At 67.3% G+C, this 22,244-nt stretch carries 17 protein-coding genes and 2 pseudogenes; 10 read left to right on the top strand and 9 right to left on the bottom strand.

The annotated features are described in order from the left end of the window. Nucleotides 1-47: 47 nt before the first annotated feature. The 4 genes and pseudogenes from fghA (at nt 48) to DIR46_RS23720 (ending at nt 4,378) form a co-directional block, all read left to right on the top strand. Nucleotides 48-901, top strand: a pseudogene (gene fghA / locus DIR46_RS23735) (S-formylglutathione hydrolase). An 88-nt stretch (nt 902-989) separates the two neighbouring features. Beyond that, nucleotides 990-1,700, top strand: a complete 711-nt coding sequence (locus DIR46_RS23730; RefSeq protein ID WP_109347434.1) for a phosphoribosyltransferase — start codon at nt 990-992, stop codon at nt 1,698-1,700. Nucleotides 1,701-1,719: 19 nt separating this feature from the next. Continuing rightward, nucleotides 1,720-3,042 carry an SRPBCC family protein gene (locus DIR46_RS23725; RefSeq protein WP_109347433.1) on the top strand — a complete coding sequence of 441 codons (1,323 nt, stop codon included), beginning with the start codon at nt 1,720-1,722 and terminating at the stop codon, nt 3,040-3,042. Between the two features lies 1 nt (nt 3,043). Then, nucleotides 3,044-4,378 (top strand): erythromycin esterase family protein, encoded by a 1,335-nt coding sequence (locus DIR46_RS23720; RefSeq protein WP_109347432.1) that lies wholly within the window; start codon nt 3,044-3,046, stop codon nt 4,376-4,378. Nucleotides 4,379-4,387: 9 nt separating this feature from the next. Here DIR46_RS23720 and DIR46_RS23715 read toward each other — a convergent pair whose 3' ends face one another. Further along, complete coding sequence (locus tag DIR46_RS23715) at nt 4,388-6,385, bottom strand: diguanylate cyclase domain-containing protein (RefSeq protein ID WP_109347431.1); 1,998 nt, start codon at nt 6,383-6,385, stop codon at nt 4,388-4,390. 193 nt (nt 6,386-6,578) lie between these two features. Between DIR46_RS23715 and DIR46_RS23710 the strand changes: the two genes are divergently transcribed. Together DIR46_RS23710 and DIR46_RS23705 are read left to right on the top strand one after the other, a co-directional pair. Then, a complete protein-coding gene (locus tag DIR46_RS23710; RefSeq protein WP_109347430.1) occupies nt 6,579-7,058 on the top strand; it encodes a (2Fe-2S)-binding protein in 480 nt (159 codons plus the stop codon). After that, nucleotides 7,055-9,298 (top strand): xanthine dehydrogenase family protein molybdopterin-binding subunit, encoded by a 2,244-nt coding sequence (locus DIR46_RS23705; RefSeq protein WP_109347429.1) that lies wholly within the window; start codon nt 7,055-7,057, stop codon nt 9,296-9,298. The genes DIR46_RS23710 and DIR46_RS23705 overlap by 4 nt, the downstream gene beginning before the upstream one ends. 42 nt (nt 9,299-9,340) lie before the next feature. Here DIR46_RS23705 and DIR46_RS23700 read toward each other — a convergent pair whose 3' ends face one another. Continuing rightward, nucleotides 9,341-9,679: a hypothetical protein gene (locus DIR46_RS23700; protein WP_109347428.1), complete on the bottom strand. Its 339-nt coding sequence runs from the start codon at nt 9,677-9,679 to the stop codon at nt 9,341-9,343. Nucleotides 9,680-9,834: 155 nt separating this feature from the next. Between DIR46_RS23700 and DIR46_RS26820 the strand changes: the two genes are divergently transcribed. Continuing rightward, complete coding sequence (locus tag DIR46_RS26820; RefSeq protein WP_162819613.1) at nt 9,835-10,026, top strand: hypothetical protein; 192 nt, start codon at nt 9,835-9,837, stop codon at nt 10,024-10,026. Here DIR46_RS26820 and DIR46_RS23695 read toward each other — a convergent pair. The 7 genes and pseudogenes from DIR46_RS23695 to DIR46_RS23665 all read right to left on the bottom strand — a co-directional run bounded on the left by DIR46_RS23695 (nt 9,986) and on the right by DIR46_RS23665 (nt 16,570). After that, on the bottom strand, nt 9,986-10,378 hold the full coding sequence (locus DIR46_RS23695; protein ID WP_229446384.1) for an ASCH domain-containing protein: 393 nt from the start codon (nt 10,376-10,378) through the stop codon (nt 9,986-9,988). The genes DIR46_RS26820 and DIR46_RS23695 overlap by 41 nt on opposite strands. A gap of 13 nt (nt 10,379-10,391) precedes the next feature. Further along, nucleotides 10,392-10,556 (bottom strand): annotated as a pseudogene (locus DIR46_RS23690) (RidA family protein); the annotation flags it as partial. A 112-nt stretch (nt 10,557-10,668) separates the two neighbouring features. Beyond that, on the bottom strand, nt 10,669-11,535 hold the full coding sequence (locus DIR46_RS23685; protein ID WP_162819612.1) for a hypothetical protein: 867 nt from the start codon (nt 11,533-11,535) through the stop codon (nt 10,669-10,671). 209 nt (nt 11,536-11,744) lie between these two features. Continuing rightward, nucleotides 11,745-12,137, bottom strand: coding sequence for a RidA family protein (locus DIR46_RS23680; protein WP_109347426.1), 393 nt, complete (start codon nt 12,135-12,137; stop codon nt 11,745-11,747). Between the two features lie 19 nt (nt 12,138-12,156). Continuing rightward, nucleotides 12,157-13,311 carry an acyl-CoA dehydrogenase family protein gene (locus DIR46_RS23675; RefSeq protein WP_109347425.1) on the bottom strand — a complete coding sequence of 385 codons (1,155 nt, stop codon included), beginning with the start codon at nt 13,309-13,311 and terminating at the stop codon, nt 12,157-12,159. Beyond that, nucleotides 13,311-14,165 carry an enoyl-CoA hydratase family protein gene (locus tag DIR46_RS23670; protein WP_109347424.1) on the bottom strand — a complete coding sequence of 285 codons (855 nt, stop codon included), beginning with the start codon at nt 14,163-14,165 and terminating at the stop codon, nt 13,311-13,313. Before DIR46_RS23670 ends, DIR46_RS23675 begins: the two co-directional genes overlap by 1 nt. Before the next feature lie 23 nt (nt 14,166-14,188). Next, nucleotides 14,189-16,570, bottom strand: coding sequence for a bifunctional salicylyl-CoA 5-hydroxylase/oxidoreductase (locus tag DIR46_RS23665; protein ID WP_109347423.1), 2,382 nt, complete (start codon nt 16,568-16,570; stop codon nt 14,189-14,191). Between the two features lie 187 nt (nt 16,571-16,757). On the opposite strand from DIR46_RS23665, the gene DIR46_RS23660 reads away from it, so the two are divergent. The 3 genes from DIR46_RS23660 to DIR46_RS23650 all read left to right on the top strand — a co-directional run bounded on the left by DIR46_RS23660 (nt 16,758) and on the right by DIR46_RS23650 (nt 22,231). Beyond that, the gene (locus tag DIR46_RS23660; protein ID WP_109347422.1) at nt 16,758-17,930 is read left to right on the top strand and encodes a pyridoxal phosphate-dependent aminotransferase; all 1,173 of its coding nucleotides are present in this window, start codon (nt 16,758-16,760) and stop codon (nt 17,928-17,930) included. Beyond that, complete coding sequence (locus DIR46_RS23655) at nt 17,927-20,176, top strand: hybrid sensor histidine kinase/response regulator (RefSeq protein ID WP_109347421.1); 2,250 nt, start codon at nt 17,927-17,929, stop codon at nt 20,174-20,176. The genes DIR46_RS23660 and DIR46_RS23655 overlap by 4 nt, the downstream gene beginning before the upstream one ends. A gap of 186 nt (nt 20,177-20,362) precedes the next feature. After that, on the top strand, nt 20,363-22,231 hold the full coding sequence (locus DIR46_RS23650) for a putative bifunctional diguanylate cyclase/phosphodiesterase (protein ID WP_109347420.1): 1,869 nt from the start codon (nt 20,363-20,365) through the stop codon (nt 22,229-22,231). Nucleotides 22,232-22,244: the final 13 nt, after the last annotated feature.

Below are 22,244 nucleotides of genomic sequence, written 5' to 3'. Positions count from 1 at the left end.
GGAACCGGCATACTGGCGCCATCCATCCACCCGCACCCGACACCAAGATGCCCCAACTCCTCAATGAACACGCCTGCTTCGGCGGCGTGCAACGCTTCTACCAGCACGACTCGTCCGCCATCGGCCTGCCGATGAAATTCTCGGTCTACCTGCCGCCGGCGGCGGCGGGAGAGGAAAATTTGCCGGTCCTGTTCTACCTGGCCGGCCTGACCTGCACCGAAGAAACCTTCCCGATCAAGGCCGGCGCCCAGCGCCTGGCCAGCGAACTGGGCATCATCCTGGTCGCGCCCGACACCAGCCCGCGCGGCGCCGATGTTCCGGGAGAAGAAGACAGCTGGGACTTCGGTACCGGCGCCGGCTTCTACCTCGACGCCACCCGGGAACCGTGGGCCCGCCACTACCGCATGCACAGCTACCTGCTGGAACTGCACGCGCTGGTGCTGGCCACCTTCCAGGCCGATCCAGGCAAGGTGGGCATCTTCGGCCACTCGATGGGCGGCCATGGCGCACTGACCATGGCGCTGAAGCACCCTGACCTGTTCCGCTCGGTCTCGGCCTTCGCGCCGATCGCGGCGCCGAGCCGCTGCCCGTGGGGCAAGAAGGCCTTCGGCGGCTACCTTGGCGCCGACGAAAGTGCGTGGCATCAATATGATGCCAGCGCACTGATGGCGTCGCAGGCGAGCGCTCCGTTCCCTGGCGGCATCCTGATCGACCAGGGCCTGGGCGACAAATTCCTGGCCGAGCAGCTGTTCCCGAGGCCTTCGAGGAAGCCTGCGCCAAGGCCGGCCAGCCGCTGACCCTGCGCCGCCATGCCGGCTACGACCACGGCTATTATTTCATCTCGACCTTCGTCGACGACCATCTGCGTTTCCACAGCCAGCAACTCGGCGAAGTCGCCTGACACCCGCGCGCGGCCCCGTCCGGGGCCGCCATTTTCCACTGCGTCATTCCTCGGGGCAAACGAACGACGGCCACGCTCGTCCCTGTGTATGCTGGAAGTTAACAACTTCTTCATCATGCAAGAGACCGAACCATTCATCGACCGCGTCGACGCGGGCACGAAGCTGGCAAAAGCGCTAGCCGGGGCGCTGCGTCAATGCGCCGGCCGCGACGATGTGCTTGTACTCGCGCTGCCGCGCGGCGGCGTGCCGGTCGTCTTCCCCATCGCCCAGGCGCTGCACGCCGAACTCGACTTGATGCTGGTGCGCAAGCTCGGCTTGCCCAACCAGCCGGAGTTCGCCATGGGCGCCATCGGCAGCGGCGGCGTGTGCGTGCTGCAGCCCGGCGTGCCTGGCCTGATGGGCGTGACGCAGGCCGAAGTCGATGCGGTCGTTGCGGCGGAACAAAGCGAGCTGGCGCGGCGCGAACGGCGCTACCGCGGCGAGCGTCCGCCGGCCAGGATCGCAGGACGTTGCGTCATCCTGGTCGACGATGGCGTGGCCACCGGATCGACGATGCTGGCGGCGGTCGAAGTCGCGCGCCGCCAGCGGCCGTCCCGGCTGGTGCTGGCGGTGCCGGTGGCGGCCCGGGATGCGCTGCAGGTCTTGCGTGGCGTTGCCGACGAGGTGGTCTGCCTTCTCGCACCGATGCGCTTTCGCGCCGTGGGGCAGTGGTACCGACGCTTCGAGCAGACCGACGATGAAGAAGTTCAATCCCTGCTGGCGCAGGCGTGGGCGTGCCAGCGCGATGCCGCCAGCTAACTTACCTCAAGGAGCCGAGATGAACGATACAAACAATGAACAAGCAACGAACGTGGGCAAGTGGATCGGCGCGGCAGTCGCAGGCGCATTGCTGATGTACGCATTCGACCCGGATCGCGGCGCCAAGCGCCGCGCCCGCGCCCGCGGCGCCCTGCGCGACGCGCGCGACCGCACCGGCGACCGCCTCGAACACGCCTGGCACAGCGCCGGCGACCGCCTCGATTCGGCGCGCCTGCGCGCCACCGGCGCCGCCGCCGTTGCCGGCGAACGACTGGCCGGCGCCGCCCATGCGGCGGGCGACCGCCTGGCCGAGGTCTCGCACCGCACGCGCGACCGGCTCGAGCATGCGCGCGAGCGCCTGGCCGACGCCTCGTACGAGGCGAAGGATCGGGCCAGCCACGCCGCGCACGAAGCGCGCGATCGCATGAAACACGCTGCCTACGAGGCGCGCGACCGCGCCAGCCATGCCGCCCATGAAACGCGCGAACATGCCGGGTCTGCCGCCGACCAGGCGCGCGACCGGGCCGAGTACGCCGCCGAACGCGCCCGCGAACGGGCCGAGCACGCGCGTGAGCGCCTCGAACAGACCGCCCACGGCATGAAAACCGAAGCCCGCTCGCGCGCCCACGCCGCCGCCAGCCAGGTGCGCAGCTGGGCCGATCACCTGACCGAGGCGTTCGGCTCGCGCAGCCCGACGCTCACCAATTCCGCCCTGCTGGGCACCGGCGCCCTGAGCGTGGTCGGCCTGGCGCGCCGCTCGCCGCTGGCCGCCCTGCTCGGCCTGGGCGCGCTGGCGGTGCTGCTGCGCAGCGACCGCGGCCGCCACATGGTCGATTCGCTGCGTCACCGCGGCGCCGCCAGCCAGGTCGACGTGGAGAACTCGATCCACATCGACGCCGCGCCGAAGGAAGTGTTCAACGCCTGGTCCGAAGTAGAGAACTTCCCGCGCTTCATGTCGCACGTGACGGAGGTGCGCGACCTCGGCCACCGCCGCTCGCACTGGGTGGTGCGCGGCCCCGGCGGCATGGAATACGCCTGGAACGCCGTGATGACCGAACAGTCGCGTCCCGAGCGCCTGTCGTGGCGCAGCGAGCCGGGCTCGGAGATCGAGCAGGAAGGCACCGTGATCTTCGAGCCGTCGGGCAACGGCACCCGCGTCACGGTGCGCATGACCTACGCGCCGCCGGCCGGCGCGCTGGGCCACGGCATCGCGCGCATGCTGGGCGCCGATCCGCAGCGCCAGATGGACGACGACCTGGCGCGCATGAAGGCGTTCATCGAGCGCGGCGGCGCCCACTACGCCGGCCACCAGCCGGCGCCGAGCCATAGCTTCCTGCACTGAAGTGCCCATCCTCACCGACGCCGCCCTCGATGCGGTGCGCGCGTCGGCCCGCCCCCTCACCGGGGGCGCGGACGACTACGACGCCCTGCTCGACATGGTCGGCAATGCCCGCTTCGTGTTGCTCGGGGAAGCCACCCACGGCAGCCACGAGTTCTACGCGGAGCGCTCGCGCATCACACGGCGCCTGATCGAGGAAAAAGGCTTCACCGCGGTGGCGGTCGAAGCCGACTGGCCCGATGCCTGGCGCGTCAACCGTTACGTGCGCGGCGAAGGGGCGGACGCGGACGGACGCGCCGCCTTGTCGGGCTTCGAACGCTTCCCGGCCTGGATGTGGCGTAACACGGCGGTGCTCGACTTCGTCGAGTGGCTGCGCGCGCGCAACGATGGCCTGGACGCGGACGCCAGGACCGGCTTCTACGGCCTGGACCTGTACAGCATGTACACCTCGATCCACGAGGTGCTGGGCTACCTGAACCAGGTCGACCCGACCGCAGCGCGCGAGGCGCGCGAGGTCTATGCCTGCTTCGACCACTACGACCGCGACAGCCAGCAATACGGCTACGAAGCCAGCTTCGGCATGTCGCCCTCGTGCCAGGAAGGCGTGCTCGCCACCCTGCGCTCGCTGCAGCAGCGCGCCTTCGACTACGTGCAGGCCGACGGTGGCGACGACGGGTTCTTCTGCGCCCAGCAGAACGCGCGCCTGGTCAGGAACGCGGAAGAGTATTATCGCACCATGTTCAAGGGCCGCATCTCGTCATGGAACCTGCGCGACAGCCATATGGCCGAGACCCTGGACGCGGTGGCGCACCACCTGTCGCAAGGCGGCAAGCCAGCGCGCATCGTGGTGTGGGAACATAATTCCCACATCGGCGACGCGCGCGCGACCGAGATCGGACGCCAGGGCGAATGGACGGTGGGCGAGCTGGCGCGCAAGGCGCACGGCGCCGACACGCTGCTGATCGGCTTCACCACCAATGAAGGCCGGGTCACGGCGGCCTCCGAATGGGATGGCGAGGGCCTGCGCAAGCACGTGCGGCCGGCCCTGCAAAACAGCTACGAACACCTGCTGCACAGTACCGGCATCGAGCGCTTCTTCCTGCCGCTGCGCGAGTCGTCTCCGGCGCGCGACGTGTTGATGGAAGAGCGGCTGGAGCGCGCCATCGGCGTGCTGTACCTGCCGCGCAGCGAGCGCCAGAGCCACTATTTCATGGCACAGCTGCCGCGCCAGTTCGACGCCGTGATCCACATCGACCGCACCACGGCGGTGGAGCCGCTCGATGCGACCAGCGGCTGGCATTCGGGTGAGCCGCCCGAGACGTATCCAGTCGGATTGTAGGGCCGGCGGCTAGGCAGTCACTCCCACCGCATACCCATCCCGGCCATTCGCCTTGGCGACGTACAAGGCCCCATCCGCCGCCGCCAGCAGCGCGTCTGCCCCTTGCCCCGGCCGCCACAAGGCGACGCCGATGCTGGCCGACACCGCCACGGTGCCGGCGCCGGTGGCGAACGGCGCGCGCATCGCGGCCACGATCTTGGCAGCGATGTGGGCCACGGTCTGTTCGGCCTCTGCGCCACCGCCGATCTCTTCGAGGATCACCACGAACTCGTCGCCCGACAGCCGCGCCGGCAGGTCGCTGGCGCGCACGCAGGCCCGCAGGCGCTCGCCGAATTCCTTGAGCACCTCGTCGCCCACGCCGTGGCCGTGGCTGTCGTTGATGCGCTTGAAATGGTCGACGTCCAGGTAGGCCAGCGCCAGCGCCCGGCCGTGGCGCGAGGCGCGCGCCAGCGCCTGCTGCAGGGTCTCGTTGAAGCTGCGCCGGTTGGCCAGGCCGGTCAGGGTATCGATGCGCGCGAGCCGGCTCAGCTGTTCCTCGACCTCTTTCACGTGCGTCATGTCGTGCTTGAGCACGTACACCCCGGCCACGCTGCCATCGGGCTGCAGGTCGGGGATGTAGACGCCTTCCAGCACCCGCGGCGCGCCCCCGATCGGCAGCCGCATCTGGCAGGTGGTGGCATGGCCGGCGAACGCTTCGTCCAGGCCCTGGGCGCCCTGGCGCGCGGCATCCTCGCCCATCAGCCGGGCTATCGACATGCCGACCAACCGCTCGGGCGTGACCCCGAACCAGCGTTCGAATGTCGCGTTCCCGAACCTGAAGCGATGCTCGCGATCGACGTAGGCGATCAGCACGGGCAGGTTGTCGGTAATCAGGCGCAGGCGCTTCTCGCTGGCCGCGCGCAGGCCTTCGACGTTCTCGCGCTCGGCCATCAGCTGGTAGAAGGCATTGCCCAGTTCCCCGATCTCGTCGCGCCGGGTGTCGTGCAGCACCGCGATGTCGGCGCCATCGTGGCGGATCGCGCGGATGCGGTCGCGTAATGCCTGAAGCGGTGAGAGCAACCGAAACACCAGCGCCCAAGCGACCACGCCGGATGCGAGCGCGAACGCAAGCGCTCCGAAGAAGGCATTGCGGCGCATCTGGGCCAGCGGCTCGAATGCTTCCGTGGTGGGATAGCGCGCACCCAATATCCATCCGGTCGTGCGCAGGCGCCTGTAGGTGTAGATATACTGCCGTCCGTCGCGGTCCGTGGCTTCGAGCCAGCCCTCGAAGCCGTTGAGCGCCGGGTCGGTGCTGACCTTGACGTACGCGGCCTTGGTTGCGGGCTGCAGCACGCGCCCCCGGTCTGGGTGGTCGATCATGGTGCCGTCGGCGGTCATCAGGAACAGATAGCCCGTGGCGCCCGGCCGCAGCGCGCTGACCTGGCGCAAGAATCCGGAGTCCTGCAAGTCCATGCTGGCAGTCAGCACGCCGGTCAGGTTGCCGCCGTCGTCGAGCACGGGGGCGCTGACGATGACCACCTCGCGCGCCGATACCCGGCTAAGCAATGGCTGCGACATATGCCCTCGCAAGGTCGCCTTTGGACGTTCGAAGTAATCGCGGCCGGCTGCATCGAGCGGCTTGTCGTTGCCGAAGGACCGCACCGATACCACCTGCTGGCCCCGGGCATCGAGCAGGAGCAGGTTCAGGTATTCACGTTCCCACAGCCGAGCCTCGGCTTCGAGAAAACGGCGCGTGCCGAGCGGGTCGGCCGCTGCCTTCGGCGGCAGGTCGGCCGCAAGCGTCTCCACCTGTGTCACACGCGCCGCGATGCGGTCGTCCATGAAGGACGCGGCGCCGACCAGCATCGCATACTGCTGGTCGCCGATCACCGACTTCATGCCGCGTTCGGCCACCGCAAGGGTGGCCAGCGTAACGAGCAAGGTGGCCACGAATACCAGGAGGGCGGCAACGCAGGCCATGCGCAGCTTCAAGGTCGCCGGCATCAGGCGCAGACCGCGTTTAACCATATCTATCTTTGTCGACCGCAACGCTACAAAGTATTACATATTACGCCGTGCCGGCCAAGAAGGCTGGACGAATCGGCATGTTTAGTACTCGAACGGCAACATCGCGCTCCTGGCAATCCGCTTGCAATACTGTTGAAAATGTGAAATATCAGCTAGGATTGTCGGCCTGTTCGGACCGCCTTGAAGGAGCGTCATGAGTACATACACCCTGAATGTCAACGGCAAGGCGCAGGCCGTCGACGTCGAAGCCGACACCCCGCTGCTGTGGGCCTTGCGCGATACCCTCGGCCTGGTCGGCACCAAGTATGGCTGCGGCCTGGGCCAGTGCGGCGCCTGCACCATCCACCTCGACGGCGTGGCGACCCGCGCCTGCGTGCTGCCGGTCTCCAGCATCGGCAATGCGAAGATCACCACCATCGAGGGCCTGGACGCCAATGCCCGCCATCCGCTGCAGGTGGCATGGCAGGAGCTCGACGTGCCGCAATGCGGCTACTGCCAGTCCGGGCAGATCATGAGCGCCTGCGCCATGCTCAAGCAGCATCCGAAACCGACCGACGCCCAGATCGACGAGGCCATGGCCGGCAACCTGTGCCGCTGCGCCACCTATATGCGGATCCGCAAGGGCATCCACCGCGCGGCCGAAATCGCATCGACCGAAGGGAAACAGGCATGACGCTCGCTTCGACCTCCCGCCGCGGTTTCCTGCGCGCCGGCGCCGCCGGCGGCGCCTTCCTGATCGGCATGTCGGCGCAAGGCGTGCTCGCCGCCGTGAACGATACCAGGGCCGGCGCCGCCCGCGCGGACTTCGTGCCGAACGCCTTCATCCGCATCGCGCGCGACGGCAGCGTGACCCTGATCTCCAAGCAGCCCGAGATCGGCCAGGGCATCAAGACCTCGCTGCCGATGGTGATCGCCGAGGAACTCGACGTCGCCTGGGAAAGCGTGCGCGTGGTCCAGGGCGACCTGAACCTGGAAGCCTATGGCAGCCAGGGTGCGGGCGGCTCGAACTCGACCCCGAACAACTACGAGAACTTCCGCCGCCTTGGCGCCACCGCGCGCGCCGTGCTGGTCCGGGCCGCGGCGCAGTCGTGGAACGTGCCGGCCGCCGAATGCACGACCGACGGCGGCCATGTCCTGCACGCGGCCAGTCAACGGCGCCTGGCCTACGGCGCGCTGGTCGATGCGGCGGCGAAGCTGCCGCTGCCGGAAGCGGCTAGCGTGGCCGTGAAGGACCCGGCCACCTTCAAACTGCTGGGCAAGCGCATCGGCGGCGTCGACAACCCCGCCATCGTCAGCGGCAAGCCGCTGTTCGGCATCGACGTCCAGCTGCCCGGCATGCTGCACGCGCAATACGTCAAGTGTCCGGTCTTCGGCGGCAAGCCGCTGCGCGCCAACCTGGACGCGGTGCGCGCCCTGCCCGGCGTCAAGGATGTCTTCATCATCGAAGGAACCGACAACCTGAACGGCCTGCGTCCCGGCGTGGCGATCGTCGCCACCTCGACCTGGGCCGCGATCCGCGCCCGCCGCGCACTCGAAGTGACATGGGACGAAGGCGGCGCCGCCAGGCACAGCTGGGCCGACTTCACGGCCCAGGCCAGGGCGGCCGCCAGGCAGCCCGGCGCCACCGTGCTGCGCAAGGATGGCGACGTCGCCGGGGCGCTCAAGGGCGCCGCGAAGAAGGTCGAAGCGGCCTACAGCTATCCCTTCATCTCGCATGCCAGCATGGAGCCGCAGAACTGCACCGCCTGGATCAAGCCCGACGGCACCCTCGAACTGTGGGCCCCGACCCAGAACCCGAATGCGGGCCAGGCGCTCGTGTCGAGCACCTGCGGCATCCCCAGGGAGAAGATCACGATGCACATCATCCGCAGCGGCGGCGGCTTCGGCCGGCGCCTGAGCTCGGACTTCATCGTCGAAGCCACCGCGATCGCCCAGCGCATCAAGGACAAGGCGCCGGTCAAGCTGACCTGGACCCGCGAGGACGACCTGCAGCACGACCACTTCCGTCCGGGCGGCTTCCACTTCCTGCGCGGCGGCGTCGACAAGGCCGGCAAGGTCGTGGGATGGCACAATCACTTCGTCACCTTCGCCAACCGGGTGGATCAGGACGGCAAGAGCACGCTGCGCAACGGCAGCGGCGGCAGCCTGTCGCCCGATGAGTTCCCGGGCCGCTGGCTGGCCAACTGCCAGCTGGAGCAAACCGCGCTGGAATGCAGCGTGCCGATGGGACCGTGGCGCGCGCCCGGCAGCTGCGTGTTCGCCTGGGCCTTCCACAGCTTCATCGACGAGCTGGCCCATGCGGGCGGGCGCGATCCGCTGGCCTTCCGCCTCGAACTGCTGGGCGACAAGGACATCGTGGCGCCGAGCGTCGAGCGCGGCCAGCCCTATAACGTGGCGCGCATGCGCGCGGTGCTGCAGACCGCCGCCGACAAGGCCGGCTGGGGCAGGAAGAAGTTCGCGCGCGGCCAGGGGCAAGGCATCGCCTTCCACTTCAGCCATCGCGGCTACGTGGCGCAGGTGGCCGAGGTGACCGTTTCGAAGGACGGCAAGGTGAAAGTCGACCGCGTGGTGGTGGCGTCGGACGTCGGGCCGACCATCGTCAACCTGTCGGGCGCCGAGAACCAGGTCGAGGGTGCGGTGATCGACGGCCTGTCGACCCTGATGTTCCCCGAGCTGAACCTGGAGAACGGCCGCATCGTGCAGAGCAACTTCCACGATTACCAGCTGCTGCGCATCGGCGACGCGCCGGCCAGGATCGAGATGCACTTCGTGAAGTCGGATCAACCGGTGACGGGCCTGGGTGAGCCGCCGCTGCCGCCGCTGGCGCCGGCGGTGTGCAATGCGATCTTCGCCGCCACGGGCAAGCGGGTGCGCGAGCTCCCGCTCAGCAAGGTCGATCTGAGCTGGAGCTAGCACGCCAGCACGTCATTGCTGCCCGAGGCAGAACAACGACTGTTACGGTGCGCGCTGTTCGCTCAGCGCGTGCGGGTTCGCCGTGCGATGGCGTTCGATGACGGCCCGCGCCAACTCTTCCTCGCGCGCATCCTGGGCCAACACCCTGAGGATGCAGGCGCCGTGTATATCGCCTTCCGGCCGATAGACGTCGTTATAGTCGGTACCTCCCTTGGCCGATGGCGAGTCCCCGACCGTGAAGTTGGATTGGCCCGGGCCCGCCTCGTCGCCGATGGGCGACAGGGCGACGCTGTCCTGGGACAGGCCGGCGGCCAGCAGGTCGGACCGCAACTGCTCGGCGATCGCGAAATCCTGGATGACGTGGACGATGGGAGTGCTCATGTGTTGCTCCTCGGTTCACTAATGAGCCAACTTACCAGAATGGCCGGGGCTATGGCGCTCGGTCGATAGCGCAGCTCAGCACCGCACCACGTTATGCTCGCGACAACACTGGCTTCCGTCCAGCGCCAACACTTGCCATGCATCCGGAGCATCCCATGAAAGATGTAAAAGTAGACGTCCGCGTCAATGTGACGGTCGATGCCGCCAGCGTGGTGTTGTTGATTGCCACCACCACGATGGCCTACCTGTTCTATCAGCTGAACAAACAGGGCAGGCAGGACAGGCTCGCATTGAGCAAGCCCTGGGTCAGCGCTCGATCACGTCGACCAGCTCGAAATGCAGGGTGACGAACTCGAAGTCGTCATGCAGTCGGTATTGCGGCAGGCAGCGAACGTGGACGTCCTGGAACTCACGGGCGCTGGCGAATCCCTCGCCCCGCCACACCGCTTCCGGGATGTCCCCGAAACGGATGGTCTGGACGTCGACGGCGCGGATAAGGCAGCGCAGGCGCTGCTTCAGGTCGTACACTTCGATCAGGTCACCGGCTTCATAGCTGCCGTCGCCGTATTCGCCATAGGGCTTGTAGTAATCCTCGACCGTGTCGGCGGTGACCGTCTTGCGCCTCGCTATCACAGCGCGCGGCAGACTGTCGTCGTTCTCGTCGGCGCCCCAGAAGGTCAGGCGTTTCAATCTCTGCATCGCTTCTGCCTCGTCATTCGTGGATGACCGCGGTCACCTCGATCTCGACCCGCGCCCGGTCCTCCATCAACGCCGCCACCTGCACCGCGCTCATGGCCGGATAGTGACGCCCCAGCACCTCGCGGTAGGCGGCGCCGAGCTCGCGCCCCGCGCCGAGATACTCGCGCTTGTCGAACACATTTGCCGGTACCTGTTGGACTTTACTGCTTAGTGGTCAGCGCCCAACACTTGATTGTAATTCCATGCAGAGCTCATATACCCGAACGGAGAGTCTTCTAGGCCCTGCCCTGCTAGCGATCCTTTTCGACTCCGATTGGGGTGAATACGTTTTTACTCTCCATCGACGCAGTAAACTCGGGTGAGGAATAGATATATCGGCGTTCATCACCCAGCTTCTGAAACAACAAAAGCGCGCCCTCAGAGCTTGCAATAACAGTGGCGTTACCAGTGAACTCTTTTGTCACAACCGCATGAGCACCCTGATCTCGCAACAAACTCGCACGCATGCTTCCCATGAAAAACGCAACAACAATTAACGCGGCAGTGATGGTAACAAATGCTGCAGATGCGGCGCGTGCAGAACGCGCGCGCCGCATTTTCATCTTGCGAATAAAAATCCGGGGTTTTGGCTGAAGAAAGAACCCAGCGCGGACAAGGCCAGATAGGACGATAAGTACTACAGATATAACAAGCCCAACCCCAGAAACCCACGTAATAGCGAATTTCACGTATATCGCCAACATCATGAATAGGAACATAGCGGCTTGAAAGATAATCCAAGCAAATCCCTCCCACTTTATAGTCTGGCTGTGCGTTCGAACGAAGCGGCGCTGGTGTTTCCAGTCCATTTTTCTACGAAACCCGGGATCAAGCCGATCGCTGATTGCTAGGAACGGGAGACAAATAAGCTGCAGAATTGACGTAAACACTCGCGCGACTACTGCACAAAAAAACACATAAAAGAGAAAGGTCGCAGTCACACCTTGGGCCAGCGGCATACCAGCAACCGCCACAATCTGCAAGGGAACTTGCATCAAAAAACCGGCGTAGTGCGCGAGGGAAAGCGATATGACGGCCAGAACTCCTCCAATTACTGATGTTTTGCGACTCCATGCTTCGCGGAGCCAGCGGTAATCAGGAATAGATATCGATTGCATTTAAGAATCCTATAACTTCTGCGAACCAACTATTCTATAACGAGAGAGCTGCATTAACACCTTCACGGCTTAGTCTTCCAAGATTCAAAAAGCATGCGGAAACAGGATTGGCGCGCCCATTAAATTAGCAGTGAAGGCTAAGCGCCAACCTATATATCTGAAACGAGCGGCAAAACTACTTAAAATGGTTGCCTATACAACGCCATATGCTAGTCAGGTATTACCGCGGTCACTTCGATCTCGACCCGCGCCCGATCCTCCATGAGCCCCGCCACCTGCACCGCGCTCATGGCCGGATAATGGCGCCCCAGCACCTCGCGGTAGGCGGCGCCGAGCTCGCGCCCCGCGCCGAGATATTCGCGCTTGTCGACCACATACCAGGTCATGCGCACGATGTGCTCCGGCCCGGCGCCCGCTTCGCGCAACACGGCGACGATGTTTTCCAGCGCCTGCCGTGCCTGTCCGACGAAGTCGTCCGTGTGGAAGCGCCCTTCGGCATCCCAGCCGATCATGCCGCTGACAAAAACCTGGCGTCCACGGCAGGCCACCCCATTCGCATAGCCCCTGGGTCGCGGCCAGAGCGGCGGTTGAAGAATGTCCATTCCTGCTCCAGACCTTGGGTTAAACCTTCGCCGCGAGCAGCTCGCGCGCGATGATCAGGAGCTGCACCTCGCTCGCTCCCTCGTAGATGCGCAGCGCGCGGATTTCGCGGTACAGGCTTTCCACCACCTGCCCGCTCTGCACGCCCTGGCCGCCGAACAGCTGCACCGCGCCGTCGATGACGCGCTGCGCCGATTCGGTGGCCGCCAGCTTGGCCATCGCCGCCTCTTTCGTCACCCGCTTGCCACTGTCGCGCAGCCAGGCGGCGCGGTAGGTCAGCAGCGCGGCGGCGTCGATCTCCAACGCCATCTGGGCCAGCCTGGCCTGGGTGAGCTGGAAGTCCGCCAGGGTCTTGCCGAACATGGGCCGCGCCTGGGCGCGCGCCAATGCTTCTTCCATGGCTCGCCGCGCGAAGCCCAGCGCCGCGGCGGCGACAGAGGTGCGGAATACGTCCAGTGTCGCCATCGCCACCTTGAAGCCCTGGCCTTCCGCGCCCACCAGGCAGTCGGCCGGCACCCGGCACCCGGTGAAACGCAGGCGCGCCAGCGGATGCGGCGCGATCACGTCGATGCGCTCGGCGATCTCCAGGCCGGGGGTCGCGGCGTCGACGATGAAGGCCGAGATACCCTTCGAGCCACGTCCGCCCTCGCCGCCGCCATCCCCGCTCCGGGCGAAGACAAGGTAGAAATCGGCGATGCCGCCATTCGAGATCCAGGTCTTCTCGCCATCGAGCACCCAGTCGTCGCCGTCGCGCCGCGCCGCGCACTGCATGGCGGCGACGTCGGAGCCGGCTTCCGGTTCGGACAAGGCGAAGGCGGCGATCGCTTCTCCACTGGCCACCGGCGGCAGCCAGCGCCGCTTCTGGGCCTGCGTGCCGAACAGCGAGATCGCCCCGCTGCCCAGCCCCTGCATCGCGAAGGCGAAGTCGGCCAGGCCGGCATGGCGCGCCAGGGTTTCGCGGATCAGGCAGATGGCGCGGGTGTCGATCGCCCCGCCATCGCTGCCGACCGCGTGCCGCAGCCAGCCGTCGCGGCCCAGGCGCGCCACCAGCGCGCGGCAGATCGCATCGACGTCGCTGCCATGCGCGTCGATCAGATTGTCCGCCGCCCAGGCATCGAGTTCGCGCGCCAGCGCGCCATGGCACTCTTCAAAGAAAGGCCAGTCCAGGTAGTCCATCAATCCCCCTCGAAGCGCGGCCGTTCCTTGGCCGCGAAGGCGTGGTAGGCGCGGTGAAAATCATTGGTCGCCATGCAGATCGCCTGGGCCTGGGCCTCGGCCTCGATCGCCTCGTCCACGCCCATATTCCACTCCTGCTGCAGCATCTTCTTGGTCATGCCGTGGGCGAAGGTCGGGCCGCCTGCCAGGGTGGCGGCGAAAGCGGCGGCCTCGCCCAGCAGCTGCTCGGGCGCGCACAGGCGGTTGAAGAAGCCCCAGCGCTCGCCTTCCTCACCGTCCATCGAGCGCCCCGTGTACAGCAGCTCGGCGGCGCGGCCCTGGCCGACCACGCGCGGCAGCAGCGCACAGGCGCCCATGTCGCAGCCGGCCAGGCCGACCCGGGTGAACAGGAAAGCGGTGCGGCTGCGCGCCGTGCCGTAGCGGATGTCGGAGGCCAGCGCCAGGATCGCTCCGGCGCCGGCGCACACGCCGTCGACCGCCGCCACGACCGGCTGCGGACAGGCGCGCATCGCCTTGACCAGGTCGCCCGTCATGCGGGTGAAGGCCAGCAGGCCGGGCATGTCCAGCTTCGTCAGTGGGCCGATGATCTCGTGCACGTCGCCGCCGGAGCAGAAGTTCTCGCCGGCGCCGGCGATCACGACCGCCTTCACGTCGTCGGCATATGCCAGCGCGCGGAACAGGTCGCGCAGCTCGGCATAGGAGTCGAAGGTCAGCGGATTCTTGCGCTCGGGCCGGTCAAGGGTAATGGTCGCGACGCCGGCATCCAAAGCGAATCCGACATGCCTGCCCTGGTAGGCGGCGAGGCTGTGGCGGCTGCCCGGCAAGTGGTGCGGCTGGCCCGGTAGATAATGCATGTGTGACTCCTGATGGATGATGATCAGCCTTCGAGCAGGCGCGCCGCCACCTGCTGAGGCGACAGGCCGCTGGAAGCCGCCTGCAGCTGGCGTTCGCGCTCCAGGTTGCGTTCCAGCTGCTGCTTGCCGGCCCCATACTGGCGTGGCCAGGCGGCGCCAGTGTAGCCGATGCGCGCCGCTTCCATCAGCGTCCAGGCCGGGTTGGCCAGGTGCGGGCGCGCCACCGCGCACAGGTCGGCGCGGCCGGCGGCGATGATGCCGTTCACATGGTCGGCCTCATGAATACCGCCGACGGCGATGGTCGGGATGCCGGCTTCGTTGCGGATCCGGTCCGCGAACGGGGCCTGGTACATGCGGCCGAACACGGGCCTTTCCCGCTTGCTGACCTGGCCCGAGGAACAGTCGATCATGTCGGCGCCCGCCGCGCGGAACAGGCGCGCAATCTGCACCGCGTCCTGCGGCGTGATGCCGCCCTCGACCCAGTCGTGGCTCGAGATGCGCACGCTGATCGGCAGGTGGGCCGGCCAGGCCGCACGCACCGCCGCGAACACCGCGAGCGGATAGCGGCAGCGGTTTTCCAGGCTGCCGCCGTAGGCATCCTGGCGTTGGTTGGTCAGGGGAGAAATAAAACTCGACAGCAGGTAGCCATGCGCGCAATGCAGCTCGAGCCAGTCGAAGCCGGCGTCAAAGGCAGACCGGGTGGCCTGCACGAAGTCGTCCTTGATGCGCTCCAGGTCATCCTGCGTCGCCTCCCGCGCGGTCTGCGAGACCCCTTCGATGTACTGCTGGCGGGAGGCCGACAGCAGCGGCCAGTTGCCGCTTGCCAAAGGCAGGTCGATGCCGTCCCACATCGGCCGGGTCGAGCCCTTGGCGCCCGCATGGCCGAGCTGGATGCCGATCTTCGCATCGCTGGCCGTGTGTACGAAGTCGACGATGCGGCGCCAGGCCAGCATCTGCTCTTGCGTGTACAGCCCTGGGCAGCCGGGCGTGATGCGGGCGTCGGCCGAGACGCAGGTCATCTCGGCCATCACCAGCGCCGCACCGCCCAGCGCCCGCGCGCCGAGGTGGGCCAGGTGGAAATCGCCGACCACGCCATCCACGGCCGAGTATTGCGCCATCGGCGAGACCACCACTCGGTTCTTCAGCAGCACGCTGCGCACCTTGTAGGGCGTGAACATCGGCGGAACCGCCCTTGAAGGCGACGCCACGCCGGCGTCCCGCGCCGCCGCGCTGGCGAAACGGCGCTCGAAACCGTCGACATAGGCGGGGTCGCGCAGGCGCAGGTTTTCGTGCGACAGCCGCTGGCTGCGCGTGAGCAGCGAATAGGCGAACTGCCCGGCCTCCATCTCCGTATAGCGCGCCACGTTCTCGAACCATTCCATCGAGTTGCGCGCGGCGCTCTGCAGTTTCAGCACCTCGACCAGGCGCGCCTCCTGGTAGCGCGCGAGTGCGGCGAACAGCTCGTTTTCGTTGTCCAGTTCGTCAGCGAGCCCGATCGCATCTTCCAGCGCCAGCTTGGTGCCGGAGCCGATCGAGAAATGCGCGGTGTGGGCGGCGTCGCCCATCAGCACCAGCGGCACCTGACGCCCATCGACCTCGATCGGATGCACCCACTGGCGGCAGGCCAGGCGCGGGAAGCGGATCCACATGCCGGATCCGCGCAGGTGGGCGGCGTTCGCCATCAGCGGCTGGCCGTCCAGGTGGCGCGCGAACAGGCGCTCGCAGAATGCCAGCGCATCGGCCTGGCTCATGTCGGCCAGGCCGCTCGCGCGCCAGGTTGAATCCAGCGTCTCGATGATGAAGGTCGAGGTGTCGCCGTCGTACTGGTAGGCGTGCGCCTGGAACCAGCCGTGTTCGGTTTCCTCGAAGGCGAAGGTGAAGGCGTCGAAGCGCTTGCGCGTGCCCAGCCACACGAAGCGGCACAGGCGCTCCTCGACCTCGGGCTGGAACGCCTCGCGGTACTGCTGGCGGACCACGCTGTTCACGCCGTCGGCCGCCACCACCAGGTCGGCGCCGTAGCGGCGCGCCAGCTCGGGCACGTCCAGGGCCCGGGTTTCGAACACGAGGTCCACGCCCAGCGCGCGGCAGCGCGCCGAGAGGATGTCTAGCAGGCGCTTGCGCCCGATGCCGCAAAAGCCGTGGCCGCGCGAGGTGACGGTGGCGCCTTTGATGTGGACGTCGATCGCGTCCCAGTGATTGAACGACTGCAGGATGGCGCGCGCGCTCGGCTCGTCGGCCCGGGCCAGGTGGCCCAGCGTCTGGTCCGAGAACACCACGCCCCAGCCGAAGGTGTCTCCTGGCCGGTTGCGCTCGATCACGGTCACCGCACGCGTCGGCTGGCGCAGTTTCATGAGCAGGCCGAAGTAGAGACCGGCCGGGCCGCCGCCCACGCAAACGATGTTCATTTCCCCTCCCGGTGCTGGTATGGGGACAGTTTACCCGCCCATGTGCTTGAGGTGTCAATCTCTTGTTGCACATGTAAGAATCCTCCTATGGAGAACGCCAGTTTTTAGTACAATCGAGAAAGAACGTACCGACAGCCCGGATGATGCGCAGCCGGCCACCCAATCTGGATAAAGCGACACCGACACGATGAAGATCTCAGACCGAATCGCGCATTCCCGTCCCCTAGCCACCACCGCCATGCACGGCCGCGCCGAAGCGCTGCGCAATGCGGGTGAGCGCGTCATCGATTTCTCGATCGCGATTTCGCACTTCCCGGCCCCGGCCAGCGTGCTGGACGCGGTGTCGGGCGCCATCGGGCGCGATCGCACGTTGCCGTATACCGAGGTGGGCGGCGCGCTGAAGGTGCGCGAGGCGCTGCGCGCCAAGCTCGCGGCCGAGAACCGGATCGAGGCGCAGGTGGACGAGATCATCGTGACCAACGGTTGCAAGCAGGCGTATTACCAGGCGTTGTACGCGATGACCGACCCGGGCGACCGCATCGCCGTGTTCCGTCCGCACTGGCCGGCCTATCTCGCCACCGCCGAGCTGCTGGGACTCGAGTTGGTGCTGGCCGACCTGCCGCAGACGCTGACCGAAGCCTCCCTGGCGGCTTTCGGCAAGGTCAAGGCGCTGGTGTTGAACAATCCGCATAACCCGACCGGCAAGGTATTCAGCCGGCGCGAGCTGGAACTGGTGCGCGACTGGGCGGCGGCGGGCGGCGTGCACGTGATCGTCGACGAGAGCTACGAACACCTGGTCTATGACGGCGAGCACGTCACGCTGGCGGCGCTGTGCGACTGGCGCGAACTGGGCGTGGTCACCCTGTTCTCGGCCTCGCAGAGCTATGCCATGATGGGCTGGCGCATCGGTTTCGCCCTCGCCCCGGCCGCGCTGGTCAATGCGATGCAGACCCTGCAGGGACCGATCACGGCCGCCGCGCCGCACCTGTCGCAGGTGGCGGCGGTGGCCGCCTTCGCCACCGGCAGCCCGCAAGCGCTGCTGCGCGACTACCGCGCGCGGCGCGACCTGGTGGTGGGCCTGTTCGCCGGCACGCCCTGGATCACCATGCACGCGCCGGCCTCCGGCCCCTATCTGTGGGGCGACGTGCGCGGGCTCACCATGGACACGATCGGCTTCGCCGAGCGCCTGCTGGACGAGGAACGGGTGGCGCTGATGCCGGGCGACGCGCTCGGCCAACCCGGCTTCATCCGCATCGGCTATATCTCGGACGACGAAGACACCCTGATGGAAGGCGTGCGCCGCATCATCGCATTCGGCGCGCGGCTGGCGGAAGCGGCGGAGATGGCGGAGCCTCGATGAGCCGTTTGCTGGGGCGCTTTCGCCTGAATAGCCTGCGCAGCCGCCTGATGCTGCTGGTCCTGCTGGCGATCGCACCGATTGCCGTCGTCACCGTACTGGGCGGCCTGCGCGAGCGCGAGGCGGCGATCCGCGCCTCGGAAGAAAACCTCCAGCGCCTCACCGCGCTGGCGGCCGCCAACGAGGCGCAATCGATCGACCGCGCGCGCCAGATCCTGGTCGACCTGGTCAGCGTGCCCGACCTGATGGGCGACACCGCCGGCTGCAATGCCCTGCTGGCCAATGTCCTCGACCGCAACGAGGGCTACGTCAATTTCGGCCTGATCCAGCTGAACGGCGACGTCACCTGCAGCGCGGTGCCGATGCTGCATCCGGTGAACCTGGGCGACCGCAGCCACTTCAAGCGCGCGCTCGCCGAGCGCCGCTTCATCGCCAGCGACTACGTGTTCGGACGCGTGATCCGCAAGCACACGATCAATCTCACCTATCCCGTCATCGACCGCTCGGGCGACGTGGTGGCGGTGGTGTTCGCGGCCATGGACCTGGCCGGCCTGGACACCTTCGTCAACGACATCAGCATGCCGCCCGGTTCGATCCTGGAGACGGCCGACGCCTCGGGCAACCTGATCTCGCGCCGGCCCGACCCCGAGCGCTGGTTCGGCAAGCGCGTCACCGGCGAGATGCTGGACGCGATGCGCGGGCCGCACGACCGCGCGCTGGTGGTGCGCGGCGAGGACGGGATCGAGCGCCTGCACGCCTTCGCCCGCGTCGGCTCGCCGACCCTCACCGACTACACCATCACCATCGGGGTGCCGACCGACCTGATCACCCAGGTCGCCCGCGACGCCCAGTTCATGTCCCTGCTCGGCCTTGGCGCCACCACCCTGCTGGCGTTGCTGGCAGCCTGGCTGGCCGGCGAAAAACTGATCGTGCAGCGAGTGCGCGGCCTGACCACGGTCGCGCGCCGCATCGCCGCCGGCGAGCTCGATACGCGCACCCGGATCGAATACGGCAACGAGGAGATCGGGCGGCTGGCGGCGGCGCTGGACGAGATGGCCGAGAACCTGCAGAAGAAGGAAGCCGCGCGCGGGCAGGCCGAGCGCGAGCTGCGCGCCGCCGACCAGCGCAAGGACGAATTCCTGGCGATGCTGGCGCACGAGCTGAGAAATCCGCTGGCGCCGATCAGCACCGGCGCCCACCTGCTCAAGCTGCTGCACTCGGATAATGCCCAGATCACCCAGACCTGCGCCATCATCGCGCGCCAGGTCGAGCACATGACCAGCCTGGTGGACGACCTGCTCGACGTGTCGCGCGTGACGCGCGGCCTGGTGTCGCTGTCGACCCAGGTGCTGGACCTGCGCAACGTGGTCGACGACGCCGCCGAGCAGATCCGCCCCCTGATCGGCGCGCGACGCCACAAGGTGGTGCTCGATCTGCCGACCGGCCCGGCCCACGTCAAGGGCGACCACAAGCGCCTGGTGCAGGTGGTGGCCAATTTGCTGGGCAACGCCACCAAGTACACGCCGGAGGGCGGCCACATCCAGCTCCAGCTGGTCGAGGCCGGCGACGACTGGGAACTGAGCGTGAGCGACGACGGCATCGGCATGGAGGCGCACCTGGTCGAGCGCGTGTTCGACCTGTTCACCCAGGCCGAACGTACTCCGGACCGTTCGCAGGGCGGCCTGGGCCTGGGCCTGGCGCTGGCCAAGAGCCTGGTCGAGCTGCATGGCGGCAGCGTCGGCGCGCGCAGCGCCGGCCTGGGCCACGGCAGCACCTTCACCGTGCGCCTGCCGCGCCACCGCCAGGAAAGCCTGCCCCTGCCCGCCCACTTGCCGGGCCACCTGCCAGCGGGCAGCCAGATCCTGGATGCGACCCCGCCGAACGCGCTGCGCATCCTGGTGGTGGACGACAACCTCGATGCCGCCCACACGCTCAACCTGTTCCTGCGCGCCACCGGCCACGACGTCGAGATCGCCTACTGCGGCGTCGACGCGATCGAGATCGCCAAGGCGTTCGCGCCCCAGGTCTGCATCCTCGACATCGGCCTGCCCGACATGGACGGCAACGAGCTGGCGCGCCGCCTGCGCCGCCTGCCGCAGACCAGCGGCGCCACCCTGGTCGCCGCCACCGGTTACGGGCGCCAGCAAGACCGCGAGGCGGCCGACCAGGCCGGCTTCGACCATTACCTGGTCAAGCCGGTCAACACGCTGCAGCTGGGCGAGCTGCTGGCCGTCGCCGCTGCGCGCTGAACCATGATTTCCAGGTCTGCATCGTGTCGACGCAGACCTGTTGCCGTTTCACCTTTGGTCGTTTCGAAACAACATTGCGGTAAATATCGCGTGACACGCGGCATGCCGCCTACATAGAATTTGCCGACAAGCAAATTTATGCACTCCGGAGAAATTCTGTGGGCATGCTGACCTGGATGCTGCCTGATGATTCCCACTGACGATATCGCGCAATGGCGCGCACGTGTTTTCTCCACCTTGCTGCCGATCGTGCTGGTGCTGGGCACCAGCACCGCCTTGCCGAGCGTCGCCCTGGCGCTGCGCCAGGGCCTTTGGCAGATCGCAGTGATGGATGCGGTGGCGCTGGCCTGGATCTTCGCCATCTGGCGCCTCGACCGCCTGCCCCATACCTTCCGCGTGCTGAACTTCCTGGCCGTGCTGTTCATGATCGCGATCGGACTGATGCTGGCGGTGGGACCGGTGAGCCTGAACTATCTGATGGCGCCGCCGATCATGGCCGTGATCCTGCTCGGCAACCGGGCCGGCATCCTCACGCTGGCGGTCGGCGCGCTGTGCATCGTGGGGTTCGGCATGAACGGTTATGCGCGGCTGTACGTGCCGGGGCTGGAGACCGATCCGCTGCTTTCCTCGCTGGTGGTGGCGATCAACTTCGCTTGCGTCGGCGCCCTCGTCACTTTCACCGCCGGCACCCTGCTCAAGGGCCTGGCGAGGTCGGTGCAGGAAGCGCGCACCGCCGCCGACACCGTCAACCGCCTGGCATTCTATGACATGCTGACAGGCCTGCCGAACCGGCGCCTGCTGATGGACCGCCTGGCCGAACTTGTCGAAGGCACGCGCTGCGGCAGCACCCTGGGCGCGGTGCTGTACGTCGACCTCGACAACTTCAAGAACGTCAACGATGCGCGCGGCCATGCCGTCGGCGACCAGTTGCTGCGCCAGGCGGCCGAACGCCTGGCTTCGGTGGCCGGGGCGCGGTCCTGCGTGGGGCGCCTGGGCGGCGACGAGTTCGTGGTGCTGCTGGACGACCTGGGCCCGGACGCCGACGCCGCCACCGCGCGCGCGCTGGCGCTGGCCGAGGAGATCCGCGGCGCCTTGTGCGAAAAGACGATCATCGAGGGCCAGCGCTATTACGCCACCGCCAGCATCGGCGTCGCGTTGACCAGGGCGGCCAATTCGCCGGCCCAGGTGCACGACCTGCTGCGCGAGGCCGATACCGCCATGTACCACGCCAAGGCGCGCGGCCGCAACGGCGTCGCCCTGTTCGAGCCCGGCATGCTGCGCGACGCCGAACGCCGCCTCACCCTCGAGCGCGACCTGGGCCTGGCGCTGGAACATGGCGAGCTGTCGCTGCACCTGCAACTGCAGGTCGACGGCGCGCGGCGCCCGACCGGAGCGGAACTCCTGATGCGCTGGCGCCGCAAGGACGGCAGCAGCGTGCCGCCCGACCAGTTCATCCCGGTCGCCGAGTCGAGCGGCCTGATCGTGCCGCTGGGCGAGTGGGTGCTGCGCGAAGCCTGCCTGGCCTGGCACGCGCTGGTGCGCGTCGGCCATCGGCTGCCGCTGTCGGTCAACGTCAGCCCGATGCAGTTCCGCCAGCCCGACTTCGTGGCGCGGGTGGAAAGCATCCTGCAGGAGACCGGCGTGCCGCCCGGCCAGCTGGTGTTCGAGATCACCGAAGGCCTGCTGGTCGACCGCCTCGACCAGACCGTCGCGCGCATGCACGAACTGGCGGCGCTGGGCGTGCGCATCTCGGTCGACGATTTCGGCACCGGCTACTCGAGCCTGGCCTACCTGACCCGCATGCCGCTGTACGAACTCAAGATCGACAAGAGTTTTATCCGCGACACCCCGCACGACATGGACGGCACCGCCATCGTGCAGTCGATCCTGTCGATGGCCGGCCACCTGGGCCTGCGCGTGGTCGCAGAAGGCGTCGAGACCGAGGCCCAGGCAGGGTATCTCGCGCGCCACGGCAACGCCAGCATGCAGGGCTTCCTGTTCCACCGGCCGATGCCGCTGGACGATCTGCTCGATCATCTGCGCACATCAACTTGAGTCGCTGACCAGA

The sequence above is a fragment of the Massilia oculi genome (assembly GCF_003143515.1).
GTDB classification, from domain to species: domain Bacteria; phylum Pseudomonadota; class Gammaproteobacteria; order Burkholderiales; family Burkholderiaceae_D; genus Telluria; species Telluria oculi.
Note: the sequence above shows the minus strand (reverse complement) of the source record. Positions and strands in the feature narration are given on the sequence as shown.

What these genes read in the sequence shown, in the direction of transcription:
- DIR46_RS23710 (WP_109347430.1), top strand. Translation starts at nt 6,579, where the DNA reads ATGAGTACATACACCCTGAATGTCAACGGCAAGGCGCAGGCCGTCGAC.
- DIR46_RS23660 (WP_109347422.1), top strand. Translation starts at nt 16,758, where the DNA reads ATGAAGATCTCAGACCGAATCGCGCATTCCCGTCCCCTAGCCACCACC.
- DIR46_RS23730 (WP_109347434.1), top strand. Translation starts at nt 990, where the DNA reads ATGCTGGAAGTTAACAACTTCTTCATCATGCAAGAGACCGAACCATTC.
- DIR46_RS23705 (WP_109347429.1), top strand. Translation starts at nt 7,055, where the DNA reads ATGACGCTCGCTTCGACCTCCCGCCGCGGTTTCCTGCGCGCCGGCGCC.
- DIR46_RS26820 (WP_162819613.1), top strand. Translation starts at nt 9,835, where the DNA reads ATGAAAGATGTAAAAGTAGACGTCCGCGTCAATGTGACGGTCGATGCC.
- DIR46_RS23670 (WP_109347424.1), bottom strand. Translation starts at nt 14,165, where the DNA reads ATGCATTATCTACCGGGCCAGCCGCACCACTTGCCGGGCAGCCGCCAC.
- DIR46_RS23725 (WP_109347433.1), top strand. Translation starts at nt 1,720, where the DNA reads ATGAACGATACAAACAATGAACAAGCAACGAACGTGGGCAAGTGGATC.
- DIR46_RS23655 (WP_109347421.1), top strand. Translation starts at nt 17,927, where the DNA reads ATGAGCCGTTTGCTGGGGCGCTTTCGCCTGAATAGCCTGCGCAGCCGC.
- DIR46_RS23675 (WP_109347425.1), bottom strand. Translation starts at nt 13,311, where the DNA reads ATGGACTACCTGGACTGGCCTTTCTTTGAAGAGTGCCATGGCGCGCTG.
- DIR46_RS23700 (WP_109347428.1), bottom strand. Translation starts at nt 9,679, where the DNA reads ATGAGCACTCCCATCGTCCACGTCATCCAGGATTTCGCGATCGCCGAG.
- DIR46_RS23695 (WP_229446384.1), bottom strand. Translation starts at nt 10,378, where the DNA reads ATGCAGAGATTGAAACGCCTGACCTTCTGGGGCGCCGACGAGAACGAC.
- DIR46_RS23680 (WP_109347426.1), bottom strand. Translation starts at nt 12,137, where the DNA reads ATGGACATTCTTCAACCGCCGCTCTGGCCGCGACCCAGGGGCTATGCG.
- DIR46_RS23685 (WP_162819612.1), bottom strand. Translation starts at nt 11,535, where the DNA reads ATGCAATCGATATCTATTCCTGATTACCGCTGGCTCCGCGAAGCATGG.
- DIR46_RS23715 (WP_109347431.1), bottom strand. Translation starts at nt 6,385, where the DNA reads ATGGTTAAACGCGGTCTGCGCCTGATGCCGGCGACCTTGAAGCTGCGC.
- DIR46_RS23650 (WP_109347420.1), top strand. Translation starts at nt 20,363, where the DNA reads ATGATTCCCACTGACGATATCGCGCAATGGCGCGCACGTGTTTTCTCC.
- DIR46_RS23665 (WP_109347423.1), bottom strand. Translation starts at nt 16,570, where the DNA reads ATGAACATCGTTTGCGTGGGCGGCGGCCCGGCCGGTCTCTACTTCGGC.